Here is a 22007-nt window from a genome sequence, read left to right as displayed (position 1 = left end):
GATCGGAGGCGTGGCAGGTCAGGGGTGTGGAGCGCGGCGGCCGGCCGTGGCCTGCCTGCTCGCCCTGCTGCTCGCGCTCGCGGGCCTCGCCGGCTGCACGGCGGGGCGGACCACCGACTCGGCCACGGGCTCGGCCGCGGCGTCCCGGGAGATACAGACGCTCCTCGACGGGCACGCCAGGGCGCTCCTCGACCGCGACGAGCCCGGCTTCCGGGCCGCCCTCGACCCGGCCTACGCGCCGACCGCCCTGACCGAGTTCCGGCGGCTCGCGACGGTGCCGCTCGACGACTGGACGTACCGGGTCACCGGGATCGACCGCACAGGCGACGGCCGCGTCACCGCCCGCGCCGAGCTCGGCTACCGCATCCAGGGCCACGACAGGGGGCCCGTCACCAGCGGCCGGGTCCTGGACCTGGCCGATCGGGACGGGCGCTGGTACGTGACCGGTGACCGGCCCGCGGAGGGCGCGCCGCGCCAGCTCTGGGAGCAGGGGGACGTACGGACCGTCCGGGGCGCCCGCTCGCTCGTCCTCGGCGTCGGCCAGACCCCGGAGCGGCTGCGGGAGATCGCCGCGGCCGCCGACCGGGCCGTCCCCGCCGTGAGCGCCGCCTGGCCCTCCGAGTGGGCCCGCGAGGTCGTCGTCCTCGTCCCCGGCTCCCTGGACGCCATGGGCGGACTCCTCGGGGCGCCGGGCGCCTCCTACCGGGGCATCGCCGCCGTCACCACGGGGGAGACCGAGGGCGGGGTGGACGCGCCCGCGGACCGGGTCATCGTCAACCCCGAGGCGTACGGGATCCTCGGCGCCTTCGGCCGGCAGCTCGTCCTCACCCACGAGACGGTCCACGTCGCCACCCGGTCCCACACCTCCCCGGCCACCCCGGTCTGGCTCTCCGAGGGCTTCGCCGACTGGGTCGCCTACCGGGGCACCGGCCGGACCCCCGCCCAGGCGGCCCCCGAGCTGCGCCGCGCCGTCCGCGCGGGCGAGCCGCCCGCCCGGCTCCCGGAGGACGCCGACTTCGGCTTCGGCGGCGACGCGGAGGCGCTCGCCCGGGCCTACGAGGGCGGCTGGCTCGCCTGCGCGCTGATCGCGGAGCGCTGGGGCGAGACGGAGCTGACGGCCTTCTACCGGGCGGTGGGGGACCACCCCGGCCGGGAGGGCGCGGTGGAGAAGGCGCTCCAGGAGGTCCTGGACACCACGCCGGAGGAGTTCACGGCCGCGTGGCGGACGTACCTGGGGGAGCGGCTGGGCTGACGCGCGCCGCCCGCGCGTCCAGTTCGGCGAGGGCCTCGGTCAGCCAGGCCTTCTCCTCCGTGCCCGTCGCACGGGCGATCCGCAGCATGCCCTGCCGGAAGAGGTCGGGCTCGTCCTCGGCGCGCACCGGGGTCCCGCCCTCGTAGAAGAAGCTGGCCGGGGCGGAGAGGAACTCCTGGCGGCGGCGGAGCACGGCCGCCTGGTCCGCCGGGTCGGGGAGGTGGCCGAGGAAGGAGAGCACGGTGAAGAAGCGCTGCCCGTCGGTGATCTCGGCGTCCTTGGGGGTCCGCAGCCGGGCGAGCAGCTCCCGGCGGCCGTCCGGGGTGAGCGAGTGCGTGCGGCGCGGGGCGGCGCCGGTGCCGGGCTCCGTGCGGCTGTCGACGAGGCCGCTCTTCACCAGGCGGGCGATGGCCGGGTAGAGGGCGCCGTCGCTGACCGGGCGGACGTGGCCGCTGAGGCCGTGGATGCGTTCCTTCAGCTCGTAGCCGTGCAGTGGCTTCTCGTACAGGAAGCCCAGGATCGACAGTTCCAGCACCGGCCGGCCTCCTTCGCGCTTGTCGTGGCACCGGCCGCCATGCTACCTCTTTTCGAGATACCTCTTTTCGAGGTATCTCGAAAAGAGGGGGATCTCTTCGCATGTCCGCACACCGCCGCACACTCGTCCGGCTCGCCCGCCCCGTCTACGGCGAACTCCTCGCCGGGGTCGCCGCGGGCATCATCAACATGGTCTGGGTCGCCCGGCTCGGCGGGGACGCGGTCGCCGCCGTCGCGGTCGCCACCAACGTCGAGAACCTCCTCCTCGGCGTCGTCCTCATGGCCGGCTCCGGCACCACCGTGCTCGTCGCCCGCGCCCGCGGCGCCGCCGATCCCGCCGCCGTCCGCGCCGCCGTCCGGGGCGGCACCGCCCTCTGCGCCCTGCTCGTGCCGCCCGTGGCCATCGGCGGGTACCTGCTGCGCGAACCGCTCGCCGCCGTGCTGCTCGGCGGCGCGGGCCACCCCGCCCACGCCCTGGCCACCGCCTACTTCGCGGTCTCGCTCCCCGGCACGGCCGTCTTCTTCGCCACGAACGTCCTCGACGGCGTCCTCAAGGGCGCCGGGGACACCCGCACCCCCATGCGGCTCGCCTTCCTCGCCAACGGGCTGATCCTCGTCCTCGACCCGCTGCTCATCCACGCGTACGGGGTCCAGGGCGCCGCGCTCGCCACCGTCACCGGCCGGACCGTCGCCCTCGCCGCGGGTCTGCTCGTCCTGCGCCGGACCCCCCTGCTGAAGGCGGCGCGCACGGCCCGTACCGCCGTGTCGACCGCCGCCGCCCTGCGCCGTACCGCCGCGACCGGCCTGCCCATGTCCGTCGACTTCACCGTCCGGATGGCCGGGGCGCTCGCGCTCGTCTCCGTCGTCGCCCGGCTCGGCGTCACCGAGATCGCCGCCTACGGCATCGCCACCAAGGCCATGTACGTCGCGACCATGGCCTTCTACGCCGTCCGCCAGGCCGCCGCGATCCACACCGCCCACCTCCTCGGCGGCGGCACGGACGAGCGGCGGGCGGTCGGACGGCAGGCCCTCCTCCTCGCCGGCGCCCTCGGCACGGCGGCGGCCGGGCTGCTGCTCCTGGGCGCCGGACCCGTGATGCGCGCCTTCGGCGCCGAGCCCGCGGTGGCGGAGGCGGGCGCGCTCTTCCTGCGCTGCCTCGGCCCCTACCTGGTGCTCATGGCCTGCTTCATCGGGGTCGCCGGGGTCTTCGAGGGCAGCGGGGCCGGACCGTACCTCGCCCGGATCACCGTCGCCGGTGTCCTCGTGCAGCTGCCGCTCGCGTACGCGCTGTCAGGGCTCGGACTCGCCGGGATCTGCCTGGCCATGGCCCTCGCCATGGCCGTCCAGTGCGCGGCCCTGGGCCTGCTGCACCGGCGTACCCTCGGCGCCCCTCAGACGGAGGAGCCGGTGAGGGCCTTCTCGCGCTCCGGCTGAACCGCCTGGGCCGGGATGGCGGCCTCGACGAGACGCGGCTCCGTCACCGTCTGGCGCCACAGGATCCGGCAGGCGAGGATCGCGGCGGCGATCAGCAGGCCGTTCCGGGTGAACAGCACCGCGATGCCCAGCGGGTCGCTCCGCGTCACGTGCGAGAACCACACCGGGAACTCGAACTGCGTCACCGCCGTCGCCCAGATCACCAGGTGCACGGGCCGCCGCATCCGGCTCGACCGGTAGGCGAGGCAGGCCGCGCCCAGGCCGACCAGCCACAGCATGTACTGCGGGGAGAGCACCCGGCTCGTCACCGTGAACAGCAGCACGGCCACGAAGGCCGCGTCCGCCACCGTCGACGAGGTGAAGCCGCGGGCGCGGACCCGCCACAGCAGGAGCCAGCCGAAGGCGGCGATGGTGAGGGCCAGCGCGAGGTTCGAGACCGTGGAGACGTGCGGGCCGAGGAACTCGATCGAGCCGTAGTTCATCCGCGCCTCGCCGTCCCAGCCGAAGTGCCGGATCACGTGGAAGACCATCGAGCCCAGCGACTCGACCTCGGTGCCCCGCTCGCGCTGGAAGGAGAGGAAGGCCAGCGCGCCCGGCATCCACAGCACGCACAGCAGCAGGACGGCGGCCGCCGCGCCCGCCGCCGTCGACCAGGCGCGGAAGGTCGCGCGGCCCTTCGCGGTGCCCGCGAGGATCAGCGCCGGCCACACCTTCAGGACCGCGCCGAAGCCGGCGAGGGCACCGAGCACGCGCGGGCTCCGGCCGGCGGCGAGCACCCCCGCCACCGCGACGGCGGTCACCATCACGTCGTACCGGGCGTACGCGGTCGGGCCCAGCAGCGGGACGCCCGCGATCCACATCCAGGCGCCGTTGAGCGTCCGGCCCGCGCGGCGGCCCGTGTGCACGAGAAGCCCGAAGACGAACGCGTCACAGAGGAAGGCGAGGACGAAGAACGCGGACGTGTAGGAGAGGAACGGCAGCAGCCCGGGCGAGAGGATCGCGAGCGCCGCGGCCGGCGGGTACTGCCACGTGACGTCGTCCAGCGGGTACGTGCCCGTCCGCAGGACCTCGTACCAGCCCTGGTAGATGTGCGAGACGTCGAAGGTGATGTCCGGCCCGGGGACGACCACGACCTTGAAGACGCAGAGCAGCAGGACGACCCTGGTGAGAGCCCAGAGGCCGAGCGGAAGCCGCAGACCCGTGCGTGAACCGTTCTTCACTGCCCCGCCCGTCGTCACTGAATCGTCCTTGTCCTGTCGGTCCGCTCGCGCGGAGAGTGGTGGTGCCGGGCGGTGAGTGCCATCGCGTACTGTCGGCCACGATGGACAAGACCCTGATCGTAACCAACGACTTCCCGCCGCGACCCGGCGGAATCCAGGCGTTCCTGCACAACATGGCGCTGCGCCTGGACCCCGAACAGATCGTGGTCTACGCCTCCACCTGGAAGCGAAGCCGCGAAGGGGTCGAGGCGACCGCTCTGTTTGACGCCGAACAGCCTTTCACGGTTGTCCGCGATCGCACCACCATGCTGTTGCCCACACCCCGGGTCACCGCCCGCGCCACCGCGCTGCTGCGCGAGCACGGCTGCCGCTCCGTCTGGTTCGGCGCCGCGGCGCCGCTCGGACTGATGGCCCCCGCGCTGCGCAGGGCGGGCGCGAAGCGGCTCGTCGCCACCACCCACGGGCACGAGGCAGGCTGGGCCCAGCTGCCCGCCGCCCGGCAGCTGCTGCGGCGGATCGGCGAGGGCACGGACACCATCACGTACCTCGGCGAGTACACCCGCTCCCGGATCGCGGAGGCCCTCACGCCCGCCGCCGCCGGGCGGATGGTCCAGCTCCCGCCCGGGGTGGACGAGAAGACGTTCCACCCCGACTCGGGCGGCGCCGAGGTCCGCGCCCGCCTCGGGCTCAGCGACCGCCCCGTCGTCGTCTGCGTCTCCCGGCTCGTCCCCCGCAAGGGCCAGGACACCCTGATCCGGGCCCTGCCCGCGATCCTGCGCCGGGTCCCGGACGCGGTCCTCCTGATCGTCGGCGGCGGCCCGTACGAGAAGGACCTGCGCCGCCTCGCCGACGAGACCGGCGTGGCCGGATCCGTACGCTTCACCGGCGCCGTCCCCTGGGCCGAGCTGCCCGCCCACTACGGCGCCGGCGACGTCTTCGCCATGCCCTGCCGCACCCGCCGCGGCGGCCTCGACGTCGAGGGCCTCGGCATCGTCTACCTGGAGGCCTCGGCCACCGGACTCCCGGTCGTCGCCGGTGACTCCGGCGGCGCCCCCGACGCCGTCCTCGACGGCGAGACCGGCTGGGTCGTCCGCGGCGACTCCGCCGAGGAGACCGCCGACCGCGTCGCCACCCTCCTCCTCGACCCCGAACTCCGCGCCCGCATGGGCGAGCGCGGCCGTGCCTGGGTCGAGGAGAAGTGGCGCTGGGACCTCCTCGCGGAACGACTGCGCGAGCTGCTCTGAGCCGCATGCGCGCCGAGACGTACGGAAGGGGCCCGGGGTGACATCACCCCGGGCCCCTTCCGTCTGTGCCGTGCGGCGGGCTCAGCCGCGGTAGATCGCCTCGATCTCGTCCGCGAACTCCCGCGCCACCACATTGCGCTTCAGCTTCAGGGACGGGGTGATGTGCCCCGCCTCCTCAGTGAACTGGGCGGGAAGGACACGGAACTTGCGGACCGACTCGGCCTTGGAGACCGCGGCGTTGCCGTCGTCGATCGCGCGCTGGACCTCCGCCAGGAGGTCGGCGTCGTCGCGGAGGGAGGCCGCCGTCGAGTCCGCCGGCTTGCCGTGGTCGGTCGCCCAGCGGCCGAGGAACTCCTCGTCCAGGGTGACGAGCGCGCCCACGAACGGGCGCCCGTCGCCGACCACCATGCACTCCGCGACCAGCGCGTGCGCCCGGATGCGGTCCTCGATGACCGCCGGGGCGACGTTCTTGCCGCCCGCCGTCACCAGGATCTCCTTCTTGCGGCCCGTGATCGCGAGGTAGCCGTCCTCGTCGAGCGTGCCGATGTCGCCCGTGTGGAACCAGCCGTCCGCCAGCGCCTCGGCCGTCGCCGCCTCGTTGTTCCAGTACCGCGAGAAGATGTGCTCGCCGTGCAGCAGCACCTCGCCGTCGTCGGCGATCCGCACCACCGAGCCCGGCAGCGGCTGCCCGACCGTGCCGATCTTCTGCCGGTCCCACGGGTTGAACGCGGTCGCCGCGCACGACTCCGTCAGGCCGTACCCCTCCAGGACCGTGAAGCCGATGCCCCGGAAGAAGTGGCCGAGCCGCTCGCCCAGCGGCGCGCCGCCCGAGATCGCGTACTCGCCGCGCCCGCCGAGGACCGCCCGCAGCTTGCTGAAGACCAGCTTGTCGAAGACCTTGTGCTTGAGCTTGAGGCCGAAGGACGGGCCCTCGGGGGTCCCGATCGCCCGGCTGTACGCGATCGCCGTGTGCGCGGCCTTGTCGAAGATCTTGCCCTTGCCGTCGGCCTGCGCCTTGGCCCGCGCCGAGTTGTAGACCTTCTCGAAGACCCGCGGCACGCCCAGGATCAGCGTCGGCCGGAACGAGGCCAGCTCGTCGGTGAGGTTCTTGATGTCCGGCACGCAGCCCAGCCGGATCGGCGCCATCACGGACGCGACCTCGACGAGCCGCCCGAAGACGTGCGCGGCCGGCAGGAACAGCAGGACCGAGCACTCGCCGGTACGGAAGAGGGGCTTCAGCCGCTCCACGATGTTGCCGCACTCGGCGAAGAACGCCCGGTGGGACAGGACGCAGCCCTTGGGGCGGCCGGTCGTGCCCGAGGTGTAGACGATCGTGGCCGGGTCGTCCGCGTTCGCCGCCGACATGCGCGCGTCGAGCAGCTCGTCGGAGACGTCCGCCCCGTCGGCGGTGAGCCGGGCGATCGCGCCGTCCTCGATCTGCCGGACGGCCTTGAGCTCCGGGAGCTCCGCCCGGACGGACTCCACCGACGCCTCGTGCGCCGGGCTCTCCACGAGCGCCAGCGAGGCGCCCGAGTCGCCGAGGATCCACTGGATCTGCTCCGCGGAGCTCGTCTCGTAGACCGGCACGGTCACGCCGCCGGCGCTCCAGATCGCGAAGTCGAGCAGCACCCACTCGTAGCGGGTACGGGACAGCAGCGCGACCCGGTCGCCCGGCTCGACGCCCGCGGCGATCAGCCCCTTGGCGACCCCCCGGACCTCCGCCAGGAACTGCGTCGCGGTCACGTCCGTCCACGCCCCGTCGACCTTGCGCCCCATCACGGCGACGTCTGGGTGCCGGGAGGCGTTGCGGCGGATGAGATCCGTCAGGTTGCCGTCCGTGGGGACCTCGTACAGGGCCGGAAGGCTGAACTCGCGCAAGACTGCTGCTCCTCATCGGGCGCCGGCGCCACGGCTCTGTGTGATGCGCCGGTGTGGTCCATGATCGGGCAGGTGCTCAGTGGGGGTGAGCACGACTGGACTGCCCGGACGTTACCCATCAGTAGATGGTTCCGATAGGGGGTCCCGGCCAGATGTTCCGTGCGTCACACATGCATGACGGTGCTGTGCGCACAGTAATCCACAGGTTTCCCGACTCGGAAGTAACCGCAGGTGACACCCCCTAAGGTGAGCTCATGCGAGTCCATGTGGTCAGTGACGTGCACGGCAACGCCGAAGACCTCGCCAGGGCGGGGGAGGGCGCCGACGCCCTCATATGCCTGGGGGACCTGGTCCTCTTCCTCGACTACGCCGACCACGGCCGCGGGATCTTCCCCGACCTCTTCGGCGTCGAGAACGCCGACCGGCTCGTGGAGCTGCGCACCGCCCGCCGCTTCGACGAGGCCCGTGACCTGGGCCGCCGCCTCTGGGCCGAGCTGGACGTCGACCGCGACACCGCCATCGAGGCCGCCGTGCGCCGCCAGTACGCCGAGCTCTTCGCCGCCTTCCCCACCCCCACCTACGCCACCTTCGGGAACGTCGACATCCCCCGGCTCTGGCCCGAGTTCGCCGGACCCGGCACGACCGTCCTCGACGGGCAGCGCGTCGAGATCGGCGGCCTCACCGTCGGATTCGTCGGCGGCGGCCTGCGCACCCCCATGCGCACCCCGTACGAGATCTCGGACGAGGAGTACGCGGCCAAGGTCGAGGCCCTCGGCGACGTCGACGTCCTCTGCTCCCACATCCCGCCGGACGTGCCGGAGCTGACGTACGACACCGTCGCCCGCCGCTTCGAGCGCGGCAGCCGCGCCCTGCTCGACGCGATCCGGCGCACCCGGCCCCGCTACGCCCTCTTCGGCCACGTCCACCAGCCGCTCGCGCGGCGGATGCGGATCGCCGCGACCGAGTGCGTCAACGTCGGCCATTTCGCCTCGACGGGCAGGCCCTTCGCCCTGGAGTGGTGACGGGCGCGGGGTCACGGCGCGATAGCCTTCCGTCGGCACATCTGTACGTCTGTGCCTTTTGTTTCCTTCGAGTTCTCGCCGGACCGCACAGTGGAGGAGCCACCGCGATGGCCGAACACACCAGCTCGAGCATCACCATCGAGGCGGCGCCGGCCGACGTCATGGGTGTGATCGCCGACTTCGCCCGCTACCCGGAATGGACGGGCGAAGTGAAGGAGGCCGAGGTCCTGGAGACGGACGCCGCCGGTCGCGCGGAGAAGGTCCGGCTGCTCCTCGACGCCGGCGCCATCAAGGACGACCACACCCTGGCGTACACCTGGACCGGCGCCGACGAGGTCAGCTGGACCCTGGTCAAGTCCCAGATGCTCCGCTCCCTCGACGGCTCCTACCGGCTCGCCGCGCTCGGCGGCGGCGACCGCACCGAGGTCACGTACCAGCTGACCGTCGACGTCAAGATCCCCATGCTCGGCATGATCAAGCGCAAGGCCGAGAAGGTCATCATCGACCGCGCCCTGGCCGGCCTGAAGAAGCGCGTCGAATCCGGCGAGTGACCCCGCGGAGGGCGACGGTAACGTCCTCCGCATGCGGATCATCCTTGTCACCGGCCTCGGCGGCGCCGGCCGTACCACCGTCGCCGCCGCGACCGCCCTCGCCGAGGCGCGGGCCGGGCGCCGGGTCCTGCTCGTCTCGGAGGACACGGCCCCGCTGCCGGACGACGGGAACCTCCGGGTGCTGCGCCCCGACCCCGCCGCGGACTTCCGCCGCGAGTTCCTCGCCCTCCAGGCCCGCTCCGGCACCGCCCTCGACCTCCTCGGCGCCACGCCCTTCGAGGACGCCGAACTCACCGAGCTCCCCGGCAGCCGCCAGTTCGCCCTGCTGAGGGCCCTGCGCGACGCCGCCCAGGGCGACCACGAGCTCGCCGTCGTCGACCTGCCCCCGCTCCCCGAGGCCCTCGCCCTCCTCGCCCTGCCCGAGCAGCTCCGCCGCTACCTGCGCCGCCTCCTGCCCCCCGAACGGCAGGCCGCCCGCGCCCTGCGCCCGATGCTCGCCCAGCTCGCCGGGGTCCCCATGCCCGCGCAGTGGCTGTACGAGACCACCGCCCGCTGGGAGGCCGAGCTCGCCGCCGCCCAGTCCGTCGCCGACGCCCCCACCACCAGCGTCCGCCTCGTCCTCGAACCCGGACCCGCCGCCACCCGCGCCCTGCGCGCCGCCCGGCTCGGCCTCGCCCTCCAGGGCCTCGCCCTCGACGCCGTCGTCGCCAACCGGCTGCTGCCCGCCGACTCCGAGGACCCCTGGCTCGCCGGCCTCACCACCCAGCAGCACCGGCACCTGGCGGAGCTCCGTACCGCCGCGGGCGTCGTGCACGAGCTGCCGCACCTCGGCCGCGACCCGCGCGGAGCCGAGGACCTCGCCCTCCTGGCGCCCGGCCGGCCCGCCGCCCCCCTCGATCCCGTACCCGGACGCGAGGTCGAGGACCGGCGGGAGGAGGACGGCGTACTCGTCTGGCACATCCCGCTGCCCGGCGCCGTCAAGGAGGAGCTCGCCCTCGTCCGGCGCGGCGACGAACTGCTCCTGACCGTCGGCCCGTTCCGCCGCCACCTGCCCCTGCCGGCCGCCCTGCGCCGCTGCACCGTCACCGGTGCCGGGCTCGTCGACGGGGACCTCAGGGTGCGCTTCACCCCGGACCCGGGACTCTGGCCGCGGACCCCCTGAGGGCGTGTACCGTCGAAGTACCTGCCACTGAGGAGTACGCCATGAGCGATTCGGACGCGTGGGCCAAGGCGTGCGCCGAGGACCTGGAGGCGGAGAAGGCCCGCCGCCGTGCGGAACGCGGGACCGAGCCCGGCTCGGCCGCCGAGGAGTTCCGCAAGCTCTTCGACGCCGTCGCCGACAAGGTCGCCGGGGGACTCGGCGGCCCGCTGCTCGGCGGACTGGGCGGCATCAGCGGCGAGACCGTCAAGCAGGTCGTCAGCCAGGCGAAGGCCGTCGTCGAGCCCGTCATCGAGCGCAACCCGCAGGTCTTCGACCACCTCGCCGCCGCCGGGAACGAACTGCTCGCCGCCTACCGCTCCGCGGTCGAGGGCCACGAGACGCGCTGGACCCGCGGCGGGACCGTCGCCGAGGACGACCCGCGCCGCGAGGCCGACGTCGTCGGCGGCGACCGCGACGGCACGAGCGACGCCAAGCGTGACGGCACGAGCGACGCCAAGCGTGACGGCACGAGCGACGGCACGAGCGACGGCACGAGCGACGGCAAGCGTGACGGCAAGGACGGGCCGCCTCGCGACGACGAAGGACCCGCGACGGGCCAGCACATCGACCTGGACTGATCAGGACGGCCGTCCCCCTCGGGTACGGTGGGCCGTAGCGGGGCTCGACCGAAAACTGAGGGACACATGGGACTCACCATCGGCGTCGACATCGGCGGCACGAAGATCGCGGCCGGCGTGGTCGACGAGGAGGGCAACATCCTCGACACGCACAAGGTGCCCACCCCGCCGACCCCCGAGGGCATCGTCGACGCGATCAGCGCCGCGGTCTCCGAGGCGGGCAAGGGTCACTCGATCGAGGCCGTGGGCATCGGTGCCGCGGGCTACGTCGACGACAAGCGCGCCACCGTCCTCTTCGCGCCGAACATCGACTGGCGGCACGAGCCGCTGAAGGACAAGGTCGAACAGCGCGTCGGCCTCCCCGTCGTCGTCGAGAACGACGCCAACGCGGCGGCCTGGGGCGAGTACAAGTTCGGCGCGGGCCAGGGCCACGAGGACGTCATCTGCATCACCCTCGGCACCGGCCTCGGCGGCGGCATCATCATCGGCAACAAGCTGCGCCGCGGACGCTTCGGCGTGGCCGCCGAGTTCGGCCACATCCGGGTCGTCCCCGACGGCCTGCTGTGCGGCTGCGGCAGCCAGGGCTGCTGGGAGCAGTACGCCTCCGGGCGGGCGCTCGTCCGGTACGCCAGGCAGCGCGCCAACGCCACCCCGGAGCGCGCGGCGGTCCTGCTGGGCCTCGGCGACGGCACGCCCGAGGGCATCGAGGGCAAGCACGTCAGCCAGGCCGCCCGCGCGGGCGACCCGGTCGCCGTGGACTCCTTCCGCGAGCTGGCCCGCTGGGCGGGTGCCGGTCTCGCCGACCTGGCCTCGCTCTTCGACCCCTCGGCGTTCATCGTCGGCGGCGGCGTCTCGGACGAGGGCGACCTCGTCCTCGACCCGATCCGGAAGTCCTTCCGGCGCTGGCTGATCGGCGGCCAGTGGCGGCCGCACGCGCAGGTCCTCGCGGCCCGCCTCGGCAACAAGGCCGGCCTGGTCGGCGCGGCGGACCTGGCCCGCCAGGGCTGACCACCCGTACGAAGGCATACGACGACCGCCCGCCGCGTCCTCTCGGACACGGCGGGCGGTCGTCGTATGTTGGCTGGCATGGCCAACAGCGAGCTGCCCAACTCCCGCACCGAGGCGGACGGTTCGGCCGTCCTCCGGGTTCTGAGCTACAACGTCCGCTCGATGCGCGACGACGAGGACGCCCTCGCCCGGGTGATCCGCGCCTGCGCCCCGGACCTCGTCTTCGTCCAGGAGGCCCCGCGCTTCTTCCGCTGGCGCAAGCACGCGGCCCGGCTCGCGGCGAAGAGCGAGCTCGTCATGCTGAGCGGCGGCGCCACGGCGGCCGGGCCGATGCTCCTCTGCTCGCTGCGGGCCACCGTGGAACGCACCGAGGACGTGCTGCTGCCGCTCACCCCGGGCCTGCACCGCCGCGGCCTCGCGACCGCCGTCGTCCGCTTCGCCGGGGCCAGGGTCGGGCTGATCAGCTGCCACCTGAGCCTGCGGAAGGACGAGCGGTACGCCCAGGCAGGGCTGGTCCTCGACCGGGTCGCCGCCCTGGGCACCCCGCACGCCCTCGTGGCCGGCGACCTCAACGAACGGCCCGACGGCCCCGCCTTCACCCGGCTCGCGACGGAGCTCCGGGACGGCTGGACGGTGCGCCCCTGGGGCGGCGAGCACACCTCGACCCCGGCCGACCCGCACCAGCGCATCGACGCGATCCTGGCCACCCCGGGCGTCGAGTTCCTCGGCTGCGGCGTCCCGCCCCACCTCGACCCCACGGACCTGAGAACGGCGACGGACCACCTGCCCGTGTTGGCGGCGGTGCGTGTGCCGGCGACGGCCTGACGGCGAAGCGCCTTCGTCCGGGCCCCGGCCGCGCGGTCGGCGGACGGAGTCCGGCGCAGCCGTCCGAAGCCCGGGAGGCGCCCTCGGCGCCGAACGGCGCGAGGGCGGCGTCGAGAGGGGAGTTACACGACCGCTCCGCGGCCCGGGTCGCCGAAGCCGTCGTCATCGTCGTCATCGTGCTTCATGCGGGCGACGAGGGTCGCGAAGCCGCCCAGGAAGCCGCCGACGCAGACCGTCGTCAGCCACCAGGTCATGTCCCACTGGAGCAGGACGGCCACCAGCATCAGCACCGGACCGCCGACCACGCCCAGCCAGGCGAACTTGGTCGTCGCGTCCGCCTCCGGCAGCGGCGGGGGCTCCGGCGGGACGAAGTGGCCCTCCTCGGCGCCGTCCGGGCCGTCCTCCGGCTCGGCGGGGGAGTAGTCCCGGGGGCCGCTCACCCGCACCCCGGGCGCGAAGACGACGGAGCTGCCCAGCGCGGGCTTCTCCGCTCCGGCCTCCGGCTTCCGGTCGGCCTCGGCCGAGGCCTCGGCGTCCGGGCCGCTACGGGTACCCGTCCCGGCATCGGGCCCGGACGCACCGCCGGGCTCCGGCGCGGACTCGGACGCAGACTCGGACTCGGACTCCGACGCGGTCCCGGAGGCCGTGCCCGCCCCCGTACCCGCATCGGCCTTGGAGCCGGCAGGGGTCCCCGCGCCCGGCTTCGTGTCCGCGGGCTCGTCCTCCTCCGGCTCGGGCAGCGCGAGGTTCTCGATCGGCCGGTACGGCCTCGCCCCCGGCGGATCCGCGGGCTCCTCCCCGTACCCGGCGACGATCGCGGCCCAGGCCGCTTCCTCGTCGATGGGCTGCGGCTCCCGCTCGCCGCCGTCCTGCTGATCAGCCACCGCTGCTGCTCCTCTTCCCGTCGACCGGACTCGGGGCGAGACGCTCGACGAACGCCCAGCTCTCCTCGAAGATCCGCTCCGCGTCATGGTCCAACGTCGCGACGTGGTAGCTCTGTTCCAGCAGGATCTCCCGGACGTCCGTCGAGGAGACGCGGCTCAGGACCCGGGCCGAGTCGGCCGGCGGCACCACGTGGTCCTGCGGGCTGTGCAGCAGCACCAGCGGCTGCGTGACCTGCGGGAGCTCCGCGTCCACCGTACGGAAGAACTGCCGCAGCGAGTGCGCGGCGTGCAGCGGGACCCGGTCGTACCCGACCTCCGTCACGCCCTCCTTGGCGATGTCGCTCGCGATGCCGCTGGTCGAGCGGACCAGGTGCCGGGCCACCGGCAGCGCGTGCGCCGCCAGGCCGTGCACCTTGTTGCCCGGGTTGACGAGGACGATGCCGCGCACCGCGTCACCGTGCTGCGCGGCCAGCCGCAGCGTGAGCGCCCCGCCCATGGAGAGACCCATGACGAAGACGGTCTCGCACCGCTCCAGAAGCTCGCGCAGCGCCCGGTCCACCTCCGCGTACCAGTCGTGCCAGGTGGTGAGCTGCATGTCCTCCCAGCGGGTGCCGTGGCCCGGCAGCAGCGGCAGCGACACGGTGAGCCCGCGGTCGGCCAGATACTCGGCCCACGGGCGCATCGACTGCGGGGAACCGGTGAATCCGTGACAGAGAAGGACGCCGACCTCTCCGCCTTCGTGGCGGTACGGCTCGGCTCCGGGAAGGACCGGCACCGGGGTCTCCTGTTCGTTCGACTTCGGGTGCGCCGAAGCGACGGAAAATCGGGGAAGGACCTTCACGGTACGCGACCGGACCGACACCGACCAGGGCCGTAGCGGGGGCCGTGGGCCGGTACGGGATAAAGTCGTCGCGACGGCACACGGAAGGCATGGCGAGTTGATCTACGGCGCAATGAAGTTCTCCATCGGAGGGTCCCTGAAGCTTGCCTTCCGGCCCTGGGTCGAGGGTTTGGAGAACATTCCGGCCGAGGGTCCCGCGATCCTGGCGAGCAATCACCTCTCCTTCTCCGACTCCTTCTTCCTCCCCGCCGTCCTGGACCGCAAGGTCACCTTCATCGCCAAGGCGGAGTACTTCACCTCCCCGGGCGTGAAGGGCAAGCTCACCGCCGCCTTCTTCAAGGGCGTCGGCCAGCTGCCGGTCGACCGTTCGGGGGCCCGCGGCGCCGGCGAGGCGGCGATCAAGGCCGGCATCGAGGTCATCGAGAGCGGCGGGCTCTTCGGGATCTACCCCGAGGGCACCCGTTCGCCCGACGGCCGTCTCTACCGGGGCAAGCCCGGCGGTCTCGCGCGCGTGGCCCTGGCCACCGGCGCGCCGGTGATCCCGGTCGCCATGATCGACACGGAGAAGATCCAGCCGCCCGGCAAGGTCGTCCCCAAGCTGATGCGCCCGGGGATCAAGATCGGCAAGCCGCTGGACTTCACCCGCTACCAGGGCATGGAGGGGGACCGCTTCATCCTCCGCTCGGTGACCGACGAGGTCATGTACGAGATCATGAAGCTGTCCGGCCAGGAGTACGTCGACATCTACGCGACCGCCGCCAAGCGGCAGATCGCGGACGCGGAGAAGGCGGCCAAGGAGGCCGTCAAGGCCGAGATCGCCGCGCGGGAAGAGTCCGGCGCCTGAGCGGACAGGGCGCCTAGCGGACAAGGCGCCTCAGCGGACAAGGCGTCTCAGCGGGCAGGGTGCCTAGCGGACAGGACGCCTGAGCGGGCAGGGTGCCTGAGCGGACAAGCAGAGCGGCACGGCACCCCCAGGGGTGTCCGGGGGTGGTGGGGGAGATGGCCAAGCGCGAGCGTGTCGTGCGCATGTCGGTCGAGCAGCCGCTGTGGCGGGCGCTGACCGGCTACCGCGTCCTGACGATGATGTACGCCGTCCTGATCTTCGCCTTCGGGCGGGAGCGGTACGAGCGGCCCTGGATCGCCGTCGCCTATCTGGCGGTGATGTGCGTCTGGACCCTCGCGACCCTCCCCAGGGTGGCGAACGCGGCCAGCTGCACCAAACGCTTCCTCGGCGCCGACCTCACCGTCGCCCTCGCCGGCATCCTGCTCACCCCGCTCGCCGACGTCCACGCCCAGTCCGTCGACGGCCCCACCCTGCCGTCGATATGGACCGCCGGCTCCGTCCTCGCGTACGCGATCAAGGGCGGCTGGCGCTGGGCCGGAGTCGCCTCCTCCCTGGTCGCCGTCGCCAACATCGTCGAGCGCGGCCACCCCAGCCGGGACACCTTCCACAACGTCCTGCTCGTCTGGGTGGCCTCCATCGCCATTGGATACGTCGTCGAGGTGGCCCGCGCCTCCGAGCGCACCCTCGCCCGCGCCCTGGAGATCGAGGCCGCGACCCGGGAGCGGGAGCGGCTCGCCCGCGACATCCACGACAGCGTCCTCCAGGTTCTCGCGATGGTGCAGCGGCGCGGTACGGCCCTGGGCGGCGAGGCCGCCGAGCTCGGCCGGATGGCGGGGGAGCAGGAGGTGGCGCTCCGTACGCTCGTTGCGGGCGGTCTCGCCCGGCCCAGCCTGGTCTCGGAGGACGAGTCCGAGGGGGCGGTCGTGCGGGTCGTCGAGGTGGACGAACCCCCCTTCGGCGCGGGTGACACGCCCGTCGACCTGCGGCTGCTGCTCGCCCCGCGTGCCGGGTCCCGGGTCACCCTCTCCGAGCCGGGCGCGCCGGTCATGCTGCCGCCGCCCGCCGCCCGTGAGCTGACCGCCGCCGTCGGCGCCGCCCTGGACAACGTCCGGGTGCACGCGGGGGAGGCGGCGCAGGCCTGGATCCTGGTCGAGGACTGGCCGGACGAGGTGATCGTCACCGTCCGGGACGACGGCCCCGGCATCCCGGAGGGCCGCCTCGCGCAGGCCGAGGGCGAGGGCCGGATGGGCGTCGCCCTCTCCATCCGGGGCAGACTGCGGGACCTGGGCGGTTCGGCCGAGCTGATCTCGGTCCCGGGGCAGGGCACGGAAGTCGAGTTGAAGGTTCCACGGGGGAAGGCAGGACAGGGAAGATGAGCGAGCAGCAGGCCGGCGGGCAGCCGATCAGGGTGATGGTCGTCGACGACCATCCGATGTGGCGGGACGCGGTCGCCCGCGACCTCGCGGAGGCGGGCCTCGACGTGGTCGCCACGGCGGGCGACGGCGAGCAGGCCGTGCGCCGGGCCACGGCGGCGGGACCCGACGTCCTCGTCCTGGACCTGAACCTGCCGCTCAAGCCGGGCGTCCAGGTCTGCAAGGAGCTCGTCGGCGCGCAGCCCGCGCTGCGGGTCCTCGTCCTCTCGGCGAGCGGCGAGCACGCCGACGTCCTGGAAGCGGTCAAGTCCGGTGCCACCGGCTATCTCCTCAAGTCCGCCAGTACGGAGGAGCTGATCGACGCCGTGCGGCGGACGGCCGTCGGCGACCCCGTCTTCACCCCCGGCCTCGCCGGCCTCGTCCTCGGCGAGTACCGCCGGCTGGCCTCCGAGCCCGTCCCGGCGGCCGGCGGGGACGAGCCGAAGGCCCCGCAGCTGACCGAGCGCGAGACCGAGGTCCTGCGGCTCGTCGCCAAGGGGCTCAGCTACAAGCAGATCGCCGAGCGCCTGGTGATCTCGCACCGCACCGTCCAGAACCACGTGCAGAACACGCTCGGCAAGCTCCAGCTGCACAACCGGGTGGAGCTCGTCCGGTACGCCATCGAGCGCGGGCTCGACGACGCCTGAGGAGCGCTGCGCACCGGGCGCGGGGACGTGAGGGGCCGTATATTCGCGAGGACCGCGCATATACGGCCCATCACCGCTTCTAGGGGAAATCCGTGGAAATCCTGGCATTCGGCGTGCAGGCGGACGAGCAGCCCCTGATCGAGAAGGCCTTCGAGGGGCATCACGAGGTCCGCTGCCTGGAGGTGTTCCTCACCCCGGACACCGCGCCCATCGCGGCCGGCTACGAGATCGTCTCCACCAGCGTCAACGCCATCCTCGACCACAAGGTCCTGCAGACCCTCGCCGCCGGCGGCACCCAGATGATCGCCCAGCGCTCCACGGGCTTCAACAACATCGACCTGGAGGTCGCCGAGCGCCTCGGCCTCACCGTCGCCCGGGTCTCGTACTACTCCCCGTACTCCGTCGCCGAGTTCGCCTGGACGCTCGCGATGGCGGTCAACCGCCGGATCGTCCGCGCCTCCAACCGGACCCGCGACTTCGACTTCCGCCTCGACGGACTGATGGGCCGCGACCTGCGGGGCCGTACCGTCGGCGTCCTCGGCACCGGCAAGATCGGCGAGGCCTTCACCCGGATCGCCGACGGCTTCGGCATGAAGCTGCTCGGCTGGGACGTCGCCGAGAACCCGGTCTGCGTCGCGCTGGGCATGGAGTACGTGGACAAGGAACGGCTCTTCGCCGAGGCCGACCTCATCAGCCTCCACGTCCCGCTGCTCCCGTCCACCCACCACCTCATCGACGTCGACGCCCTCCGGGCCATGAAGGACGACGCGATCCTGGTGAACTCCAGCCGCGGCGGGCTCATCGACACCGAGGCCCTGGTCGCCGAGCTCAGGACCGGCCGCTTCACCGGGGTCGGCCTGGACGTGTACGAGGCGGAGGCCGGGCTCTTCTTCCTCGACAAGTCCCTGGAGGTCGTCGAGGACGACACCCTGGCCCGCCTGGTCACCTTCCCGAACGTGGTGGTCACCTCCCACCAGGCCTACTACACCGTCGACGCGGTCGGCCAGATCATCGACACCACGGTCCGGAACGTCCTCGACTACACCGCGGGACGGCGCAGCGAGAACGTCCTGGTACCGAGGCCCGCCCAGGGGGTGTCCCCCTAGGCCGTGTCGTCAAAACGGACCGTGAGGTTGGGGTTGAACGGTGTGGAGGACGGGGCGGCCTGGTAAGCGAAACCCACGTGCCAGCGCTGCTGCGCATGGGCGATGATTCACCGATGTTGAACGTCACCGGCGCGGACGATGCCGAAAGCACGGCTCTCTTGCTGACCACGATGCATCGGCTGCACAAGCAGCTGGACGATTTCACCACTCAGCTCTACATCGCCTACGACTTCGGGGATGAGTCTGGGCTGGTGCCTGCCATCTTGATCGAAAAGCACGCTGCGGGACCTGAACTGAGGATCCACCACCGCTTCGGCTTCTTCGCGGAGGGCGACTCGGATGTCAGTGAGCTGCGGTTCTCGGCAGGTGTGACCATCACCTCGGCCGGGTGCATCATTGAAGCCATGGTGGATGTCGACCTTGAACGACCCCTGGGAGAGTTCGGCGCCGATGTCCACCCCCTCTATTTTGAGCGGATCGATCAACTTTCCCTCACGGACGCCCTGAGCCGTCTGGAGGAGCAGGTCACGGCGCTCTGCGCAATGGGCGATGTCCCGAATCATCTGGGTTTCGATACGCGTTGATCGCGGTCGTCTCCTCGGCGGCACCACAGGAGACGGGCATGAGGTTCACGCCCACATGAGGAGTGCAGCCAGGGTGACGGCTGCTTCGTAGGACTCGGCAGTTTTGTCGTAGCGGGTGGCGATGCCTCGCCACTGTTTGAGGCGGTTGAAGCATCGTTCCACCACGTTGCGCTGCTTGTAGACGTCGCGGTCGAAGGCCGGCGGCCGGCCGCCACGGCTGCCGCGCCTGAGCCGGTTGCGGGCCTGGTCGGCCCGCTCGGGGATGGTGTGGGCGATGCCGCGCCGCCTGAGCCAGGTGCGGATCGCCCTCGAGCTGTAGCCCTTGTCGCCCAGGACGTGGGCGGGTCGAACCCGCGGCCGTCCCAGTCCGATGCGGGGCACCCGGATCGCTTCCATCACCGTGGTGAACTGAGTGCAGTCGTTGGTGTTCCCGCCTGTGACGACGAAGGCCAGCGGGCGGCCCAGAGCATCGCAGGCCAGGTGAATCTTGCTGGTCAGGCCGCCTCGGGACCGTCCGAGCGCCGGGTCGCGGAGCCCCTTTTTTGAGCCCCGGCGGCATGCTGGTGGGCTCGGACGATCGTGGAGTCGACCGACACCAGCCAATTGATGTCGCCCGCCGCGTCTGCCTTGGCCTGGGCAGTCCGAAGCATCCGCTCGAACGTGCCGTCCGCCGCCCACCTGCGGAAACGGGTATGAAGCGTGGCCCACGGCCCGTACCGGTCAGGAACATCCCGCCAGGCGGTCCCGGTGCGGAACTTCCACACGATCCCGTTGAGGACCCTGCGGTCGTCCAGTCGCTTCCGCCCCCGCAACGATGAGGGCAGCAGCGGCTGGACGAACTCCCACTCGCGATCGGACAGTTCATGGCGACGTATCACGACTCCATGATCCACCACCCAAGATCATTTGAAGACGCTGCCTAGGGGGTGTCTTGTCGATCAGGCCGGGCTCGTCCGGCGGATCAGGGCCGGACAGGCCCTAGACCAGTACGCCCGCGAGGAGCGAAGCCGTCAGCGCGGCCCCCTCCCTCGTCAGCACCGACTCCGGGTGGAACTGGACGCCCGCGAAGCCCGGTCCGCGCAGCGCGTGGACCTCGCCGGTCTCCGGGTCCCGGCTGACCTCGATCCGGTGCAGGGCGAGTTCGGTCGCCGCCCGGTCGTCGCAGCGGGCCGTGAAGCTGTTGTAGAAGCCGACGGTCTGCTCCTGACCGAAGAGGTCGATCCGCAGCTGGGCCCCCTGGAACGGGGTCCGCTTGCGGACGATCTCCAGGCCCAGCTCGGCGGCGATCAGCTCGTGCCCCAGGCACACCCCCAGCAGACCGTGCCGGTGGTCCCGCACCAGCTCGGCCGTCAGGCCGCGCAGGAACCGCATCTTCGGGTCGCCGGCGTCCGCCGGATCGCCCGGCCCGGGACCGAGCACGACCGGCCCCTCGTGGGCGAGGGCCAGCTCCCGCAGCCCCGGCTCGTCGTAACGGAGCACCGACACCTCAAGGCCCGAGGAGCGCAGCACGTGCGCGAGCATCGCCGTGAACGTGTCCTCGGCGTCGATCACCAGGGCGTGCCCGGACAGCTCCGCCGACCGCGCCTGCATCTTCAGCCAGAACGGCGCCAGGTCGGCCCGCCGGGCGTCCAGCGCCGCCCGTACGCGCGGATCGTCGGCCAGGCGCGCGGGCGCCGCGGCCGCCGGGTCCGCCGCCGGCCGGCCCTCCCGCACCCCGAGCGCGGTGAGCACCCCGGCCGCCTTGGCGTGGGTCTCGGCGACCTCGCCGGCGGGGTCCGAGTGCCGGACGAGGGTCGCGCCGACGGGCACTCGCACCTTCCCGTCCGAGGAGATGTCCGCGGTCCGGATCAGAATGGGCGAGTCGAGCGTCTGCGCCCCGCTCTCGTCCGTACCGAGCAGGGCGAGCGCCCCCGCGTAGTAGCCGCGCCCACCGGCCTCGTGACGCTCGATCACCCGGCAGGCGTTCTGCACCGGCGAGCCGGTGACGGTCGCCGCGAACATCGTCTCCCGCAGCACCTCCCGCACGTCCAGCGTGGAACGGCCTCGCAACTCGTACTCGGTGTGCGCGAGATGGGCCATCTCCTTCAGTCGCGGCCCGATCACGACCCCGCCCATGTCGCCCACCGTGCACATCATCTTGAGCTCCTCGTCCACCACCATGGAGAGCTCCTCGGTCTCCTTGCGGTCGGCGAGGAAGGCCAGCAGGTCCTCGGGGGTCGGGGCGGCCCCGGCCGGGTAGCGGTACGTGCCGCTGATCGGGTTCATCACGACCGTGCCGCCCGTCATCCGCACATGCACCTCCGGGCTCGCCCCGACGAGCGTCCGGTCGCCGGTGTGCACGACGAACGTCCAGTACGCGCCCCGCTCGCCCGCGAGGAGCCGCCGGAACAGGGCGAGGGCGTCGGCCCGCCCGAAGCCCGGGATCTCCCCGGTGTAGGTGCGCCGGATGACGAAGTTCGCGCCCTCGCCCGAGCCGATCTCCTCGTCGATGACCCGCCGCACGGTCCCGGCGTAGTCCTCGTCGGAGACGTCGAACCCGCCGCCCTCGACGGCCACGTCGTGCGCGGGCAGCTGCCGCAGCGCCTCCGCGAGCGACAGCTCGTACGTCTCCTCCGCGACGAGCACGGAGAGCGGGGTGCCGTCGTCCCGCACGTCGAAGCCGCGCTCCCGGATCTGCCGGAAGGGCACGAGGGCGAGCGTCGGCAGCGGGCCCACGGGCAGCTCGGCGAGGAGCCCGGCCTCGTGGACCCGGCCGATCAGCACCTCGACGGTGTCGTGGTCACGGCCGGGAGTGCGCCTGCGCAGCAGGGCGAAGGGCGGGCAGGAGTCGTCCAGGAGACGGGAGAGGTCCATGGGGTGGGTGGGTTCCTTCCGAGGAGAGTACGGAGAGGAACGGCCCGGGTACGAGAAAAGGCCGCCCCTCGGGCGGCCTTCGCGTGTCA

General features: G+C 72.8%; 20 protein-coding genes and 1 pseudogene. 14 read left to right on the top strand and 7 right to left on the bottom strand.

Features of this window, described 5'->3' with window-relative positions; all coding sequences use genetic code 11:
• Positions 1-10: 10 nt before the first annotated feature.
• On the top strand, positions 11-1252 hold the full coding sequence (locus ACFC0G_RS01805; RefSeq protein ID WP_376395535.1) for a hypothetical protein: 1242 nt from the start codon (positions 11-13) through the stop codon (positions 1250-1252).
• Here ACFC0G_RS01805 and ACFC0G_RS01800 read toward each other — a convergent pair.
• Positions 1209-1787: a PadR family transcriptional regulator gene (locus ACFC0G_RS01800; RefSeq protein ID WP_376395532.1), complete on the bottom strand. Its 579-nt coding sequence runs from the start codon at positions 1785-1787 to the stop codon at positions 1209-1211. The two genes, ACFC0G_RS01805 and ACFC0G_RS01800, sit on opposite strands and share 44 nt — an antisense overlap.
• Positions 1788-1888: 101 nt before the next feature.
• Here ACFC0G_RS01800 and ACFC0G_RS01795 point away from each other — a divergent pair, with 101 nt between their 5' ends.
• Complete coding sequence (locus ACFC0G_RS01795) at positions 1889-3220, top strand: MATE family efflux transporter (RefSeq protein ID WP_376395529.1); 1332 nt, start codon at positions 1889-1891, stop codon at positions 3218-3220.
• On the opposite strand, the gene ACFC0G_RS01790 is transcribed toward ACFC0G_RS01795, so the two are convergent.
• Positions 3178-4458, bottom strand: coding sequence for a glycosyltransferase 87 family protein (locus tag ACFC0G_RS01790; protein ID WP_376395526.1), 1281 nt, complete (start codon positions 4456-4458; stop codon positions 3178-3180). The two genes, ACFC0G_RS01795 and ACFC0G_RS01790, sit on opposite strands and share 43 nt — an antisense overlap.
• An 83-nt stretch (positions 4459-4541) precedes the next feature.
• Between ACFC0G_RS01790 and ACFC0G_RS01785 the strand changes: the two genes are divergently transcribed.
• Positions 4542-5684 (top strand): glycosyltransferase family 4 protein, encoded by a 1143-nt coding sequence (locus ACFC0G_RS01785; protein WP_376395523.1) that lies wholly within the window; start codon positions 4542-4544, stop codon positions 5682-5684.
• Positions 5685-5765: 81 nt separating this feature from the next.
• Here ACFC0G_RS01785 and ACFC0G_RS01780 read toward each other — a convergent pair whose 3' ends face one another.
• Positions 5766-7562 carry an AMP-dependent synthetase/ligase gene (locus ACFC0G_RS01780; protein ID WP_376395520.1) on the bottom strand — a complete coding sequence of 599 codons (1797 nt, stop codon included), beginning with the start codon at positions 7560-7562 and terminating at the stop codon, positions 5766-5768.
• A 254-nt stretch (positions 7563-7816) separates the two neighbouring features.
• Between ACFC0G_RS01780 and ACFC0G_RS01775 the strand changes: the two genes are divergently transcribed.
• From ACFC0G_RS01775 to ACFC0G_RS01750, 6 genes are all read left to right on the top strand, one after another.
• Entirely contained in the window at positions 7817-8584 is a 768-nt protein-coding gene (locus tag ACFC0G_RS01775) for a metallophosphoesterase (protein ID WP_376395517.1), read from the top strand.
• 107 nt (positions 8585-8691) lie between these two features.
• Positions 8692-9135: an SRPBCC family protein gene (locus ACFC0G_RS01770; RefSeq protein WP_376395514.1), complete on the top strand. Its 444-nt coding sequence runs from the start codon at positions 8692-8694 to the stop codon at positions 9133-9135.
• A 31-nt stretch (positions 9136-9166) separates the two neighbouring features.
• A complete protein-coding gene (locus ACFC0G_RS01765; RefSeq protein WP_376395511.1) occupies positions 9167-10297 on the top strand; it encodes an ArsA-related P-loop ATPase in 1131 nt (376 codons plus the stop codon).
• 41 nt (positions 10298-10338) lie between these two features.
• Positions 10339-10914 (top strand): DUF5304 domain-containing protein, encoded by a 576-nt coding sequence (locus tag ACFC0G_RS01760; RefSeq protein WP_376395508.1) that lies wholly within the window; start codon positions 10339-10341, stop codon positions 10912-10914.
• Positions 10915-10980: 66 nt separating this feature from the next.
• Complete coding sequence (locus ACFC0G_RS01755; protein WP_376395505.1) at positions 10981-11922, top strand: ROK family glucokinase; 942 nt, start codon at positions 10981-10983, stop codon at positions 11920-11922.
• 78 nt (positions 11923-12000) lie between these two features.
• Positions 12001-12747: an endonuclease/exonuclease/phosphatase family protein gene (locus ACFC0G_RS01750; RefSeq protein WP_376395502.1), complete on the top strand. Its 747-nt coding sequence runs from the start codon at positions 12001-12003 to the stop codon at positions 12745-12747.
• Positions 12748-12869: 122 nt separating this feature from the next.
• Here the strand turns inward: ACFC0G_RS01750 and ACFC0G_RS01745 are convergent, their stop codons facing one another.
• A complete protein-coding gene (locus tag ACFC0G_RS01745; RefSeq protein ID WP_376395499.1) occupies positions 12870-13631 on the bottom strand; it encodes a hypothetical protein in 762 nt (253 codons plus the stop codon).
• A complete protein-coding gene (locus ACFC0G_RS01740) occupies positions 13624-14406 on the bottom strand; it encodes an alpha/beta hydrolase (RefSeq protein ID WP_376395497.1) in 783 nt (260 codons plus the stop codon). Before ACFC0G_RS01740 ends, ACFC0G_RS01745 begins: the two co-directional genes overlap by 8 nt.
• Before the next feature lie 178 nt (positions 14407-14584).
• On the opposite strand from ACFC0G_RS01740, the gene ACFC0G_RS01735 reads away from it, so the two are divergent.
• The 5 genes from ACFC0G_RS01735 to ACFC0G_RS01715 all read left to right on the top strand — a co-directional run bounded on the left by ACFC0G_RS01735 (position 14585) and on the right by ACFC0G_RS01715 (position 19065).
• On the top strand, positions 14585-15316 hold the full coding sequence (locus tag ACFC0G_RS01735) for a lysophospholipid acyltransferase family protein (protein WP_376395494.1): 732 nt from the start codon (positions 14585-14587) through the stop codon (positions 15314-15316).
• Between the two features lie 155 nt (positions 15317-15471).
• The gene (gene macS / locus ACFC0G_RS01730; protein ID WP_376395491.1) at positions 15472-16692 is read left to right on the top strand and encodes a MacS family sensor histidine kinase; all 1221 of its coding nucleotides are present in this window, start codon (positions 15472-15474) and stop codon (positions 16690-16692) included.
• Positions 16689-17375 (top strand): response regulator, encoded by a 687-nt coding sequence (locus tag ACFC0G_RS01725; protein ID WP_376395488.1) that lies wholly within the window; start codon positions 16689-16691, stop codon positions 17373-17375. The genes macS and ACFC0G_RS01725 overlap by 4 nt, the downstream gene beginning before the upstream one ends.
• Before the next feature lie 92 nt (positions 17376-17467).
• Positions 17468-18481, top strand: a complete 1014-nt coding sequence (locus tag ACFC0G_RS01720) for a 2-hydroxyacid dehydrogenase (protein WP_376395485.1) — start codon at positions 17468-17470, stop codon at positions 18479-18481.
• A gap of 77 nt (positions 18482-18558) precedes the next feature.
• Complete coding sequence (locus ACFC0G_RS01715; RefSeq protein ID WP_376395482.1) at positions 18559-19065, top strand: hypothetical protein; 507 nt, start codon at positions 18559-18561, stop codon at positions 19063-19065.
• A 45-nt stretch (positions 19066-19110) separates the two neighbouring features.
• Here ACFC0G_RS01715 and ACFC0G_RS01710 read toward each other — a convergent pair.
• Together ACFC0G_RS01710 and ACFC0G_RS01705 are read right to left on the bottom strand one after the other, a co-directional pair.
• A pseudogene (locus ACFC0G_RS01710) lies at positions 19111-19940 on the bottom strand (IS5 family transposase).
• A 103-nt stretch (positions 19941-20043) separates the two neighbouring features.
• Positions 20044-21918, bottom strand: a complete 1875-nt coding sequence (locus ACFC0G_RS01705; RefSeq protein WP_376395479.1) for an anthranilate synthase family protein — start codon at positions 21916-21918, stop codon at positions 20044-20046.
• Between the last annotated feature and the right edge of the window lie 89 nt (positions 21919-22007).

The organism is Streptomyces sp. NPDC056169 (assembly GCF_042268445.1).
Classification (GTDB): Bacteria; Actinomycetota; Actinomycetes; order Streptomycetales; family Streptomycetaceae; genus Streptomyces.
This window is presented reverse-complemented; position numbering and strand designations above follow the sequence as displayed.

Excerpts from the sequence above, each read along its gene's own strand:
- ACFC0G_RS01725 (WP_376395488.1), top strand. The coding sequence starts at position 16,689 with ATGAGCGAGCAGCAGGCCGGCGGGCAGCCGATCAGGGTGATGGTCGTC.
- ACFC0G_RS01755 (WP_376395505.1), top strand. The coding sequence starts at position 10,981 with ATGGGACTCACCATCGGCGTCGACATCGGCGGCACGAAGATCGCGGCC.
- macS (WP_376395491.1), top strand. The coding sequence starts at position 15,472 with ATGGCCAAGCGCGAGCGTGTCGTGCGCATGTCGGTCGAGCAGCCGCTG.
- ACFC0G_RS01750 (WP_376395502.1), top strand. The coding sequence starts at position 12,001 with ATGGCCAACAGCGAGCTGCCCAACTCCCGCACCGAGGCGGACGGTTCG.
- ACFC0G_RS01760 (WP_376395508.1), top strand. The coding sequence starts at position 10,339 with ATGAGCGATTCGGACGCGTGGGCCAAGGCGTGCGCCGAGGACCTGGAG.
- ACFC0G_RS01775 (WP_376395517.1), top strand. The coding sequence starts at position 7,817 with ATGCGAGTCCATGTGGTCAGTGACGTGCACGGCAACGCCGAAGACCTC.
- ACFC0G_RS01785 (WP_376395523.1), top strand. The coding sequence starts at position 4,542 with ATGGACAAGACCCTGATCGTAACCAACGACTTCCCGCCGCGACCCGGC.
- ACFC0G_RS01735 (WP_376395494.1), top strand. The coding sequence starts at position 14,585 with ATGAAGTTCTCCATCGGAGGGTCCCTGAAGCTTGCCTTCCGGCCCTGG.
- ACFC0G_RS01705 (WP_376395479.1), bottom strand. The coding sequence starts at position 21,918 with ATGGACCTCTCCCGTCTCCTGGACGACTCCTGCCCGCCCTTCGCCCTG.
- ACFC0G_RS01770 (WP_376395514.1), top strand. The coding sequence starts at position 8,692 with ATGGCCGAACACACCAGCTCGAGCATCACCATCGAGGCGGCGCCGGCC.
- ACFC0G_RS01765 (WP_376395511.1), top strand. The coding sequence starts at position 9,167 with ATGCGGATCATCCTTGTCACCGGCCTCGGCGGCGCCGGCCGTACCACC.
- ACFC0G_RS01795 (WP_376395529.1), top strand. The coding sequence starts at position 1,889 with ATGTCCGCACACCGCCGCACACTCGTCCGGCTCGCCCGCCCCGTCTAC.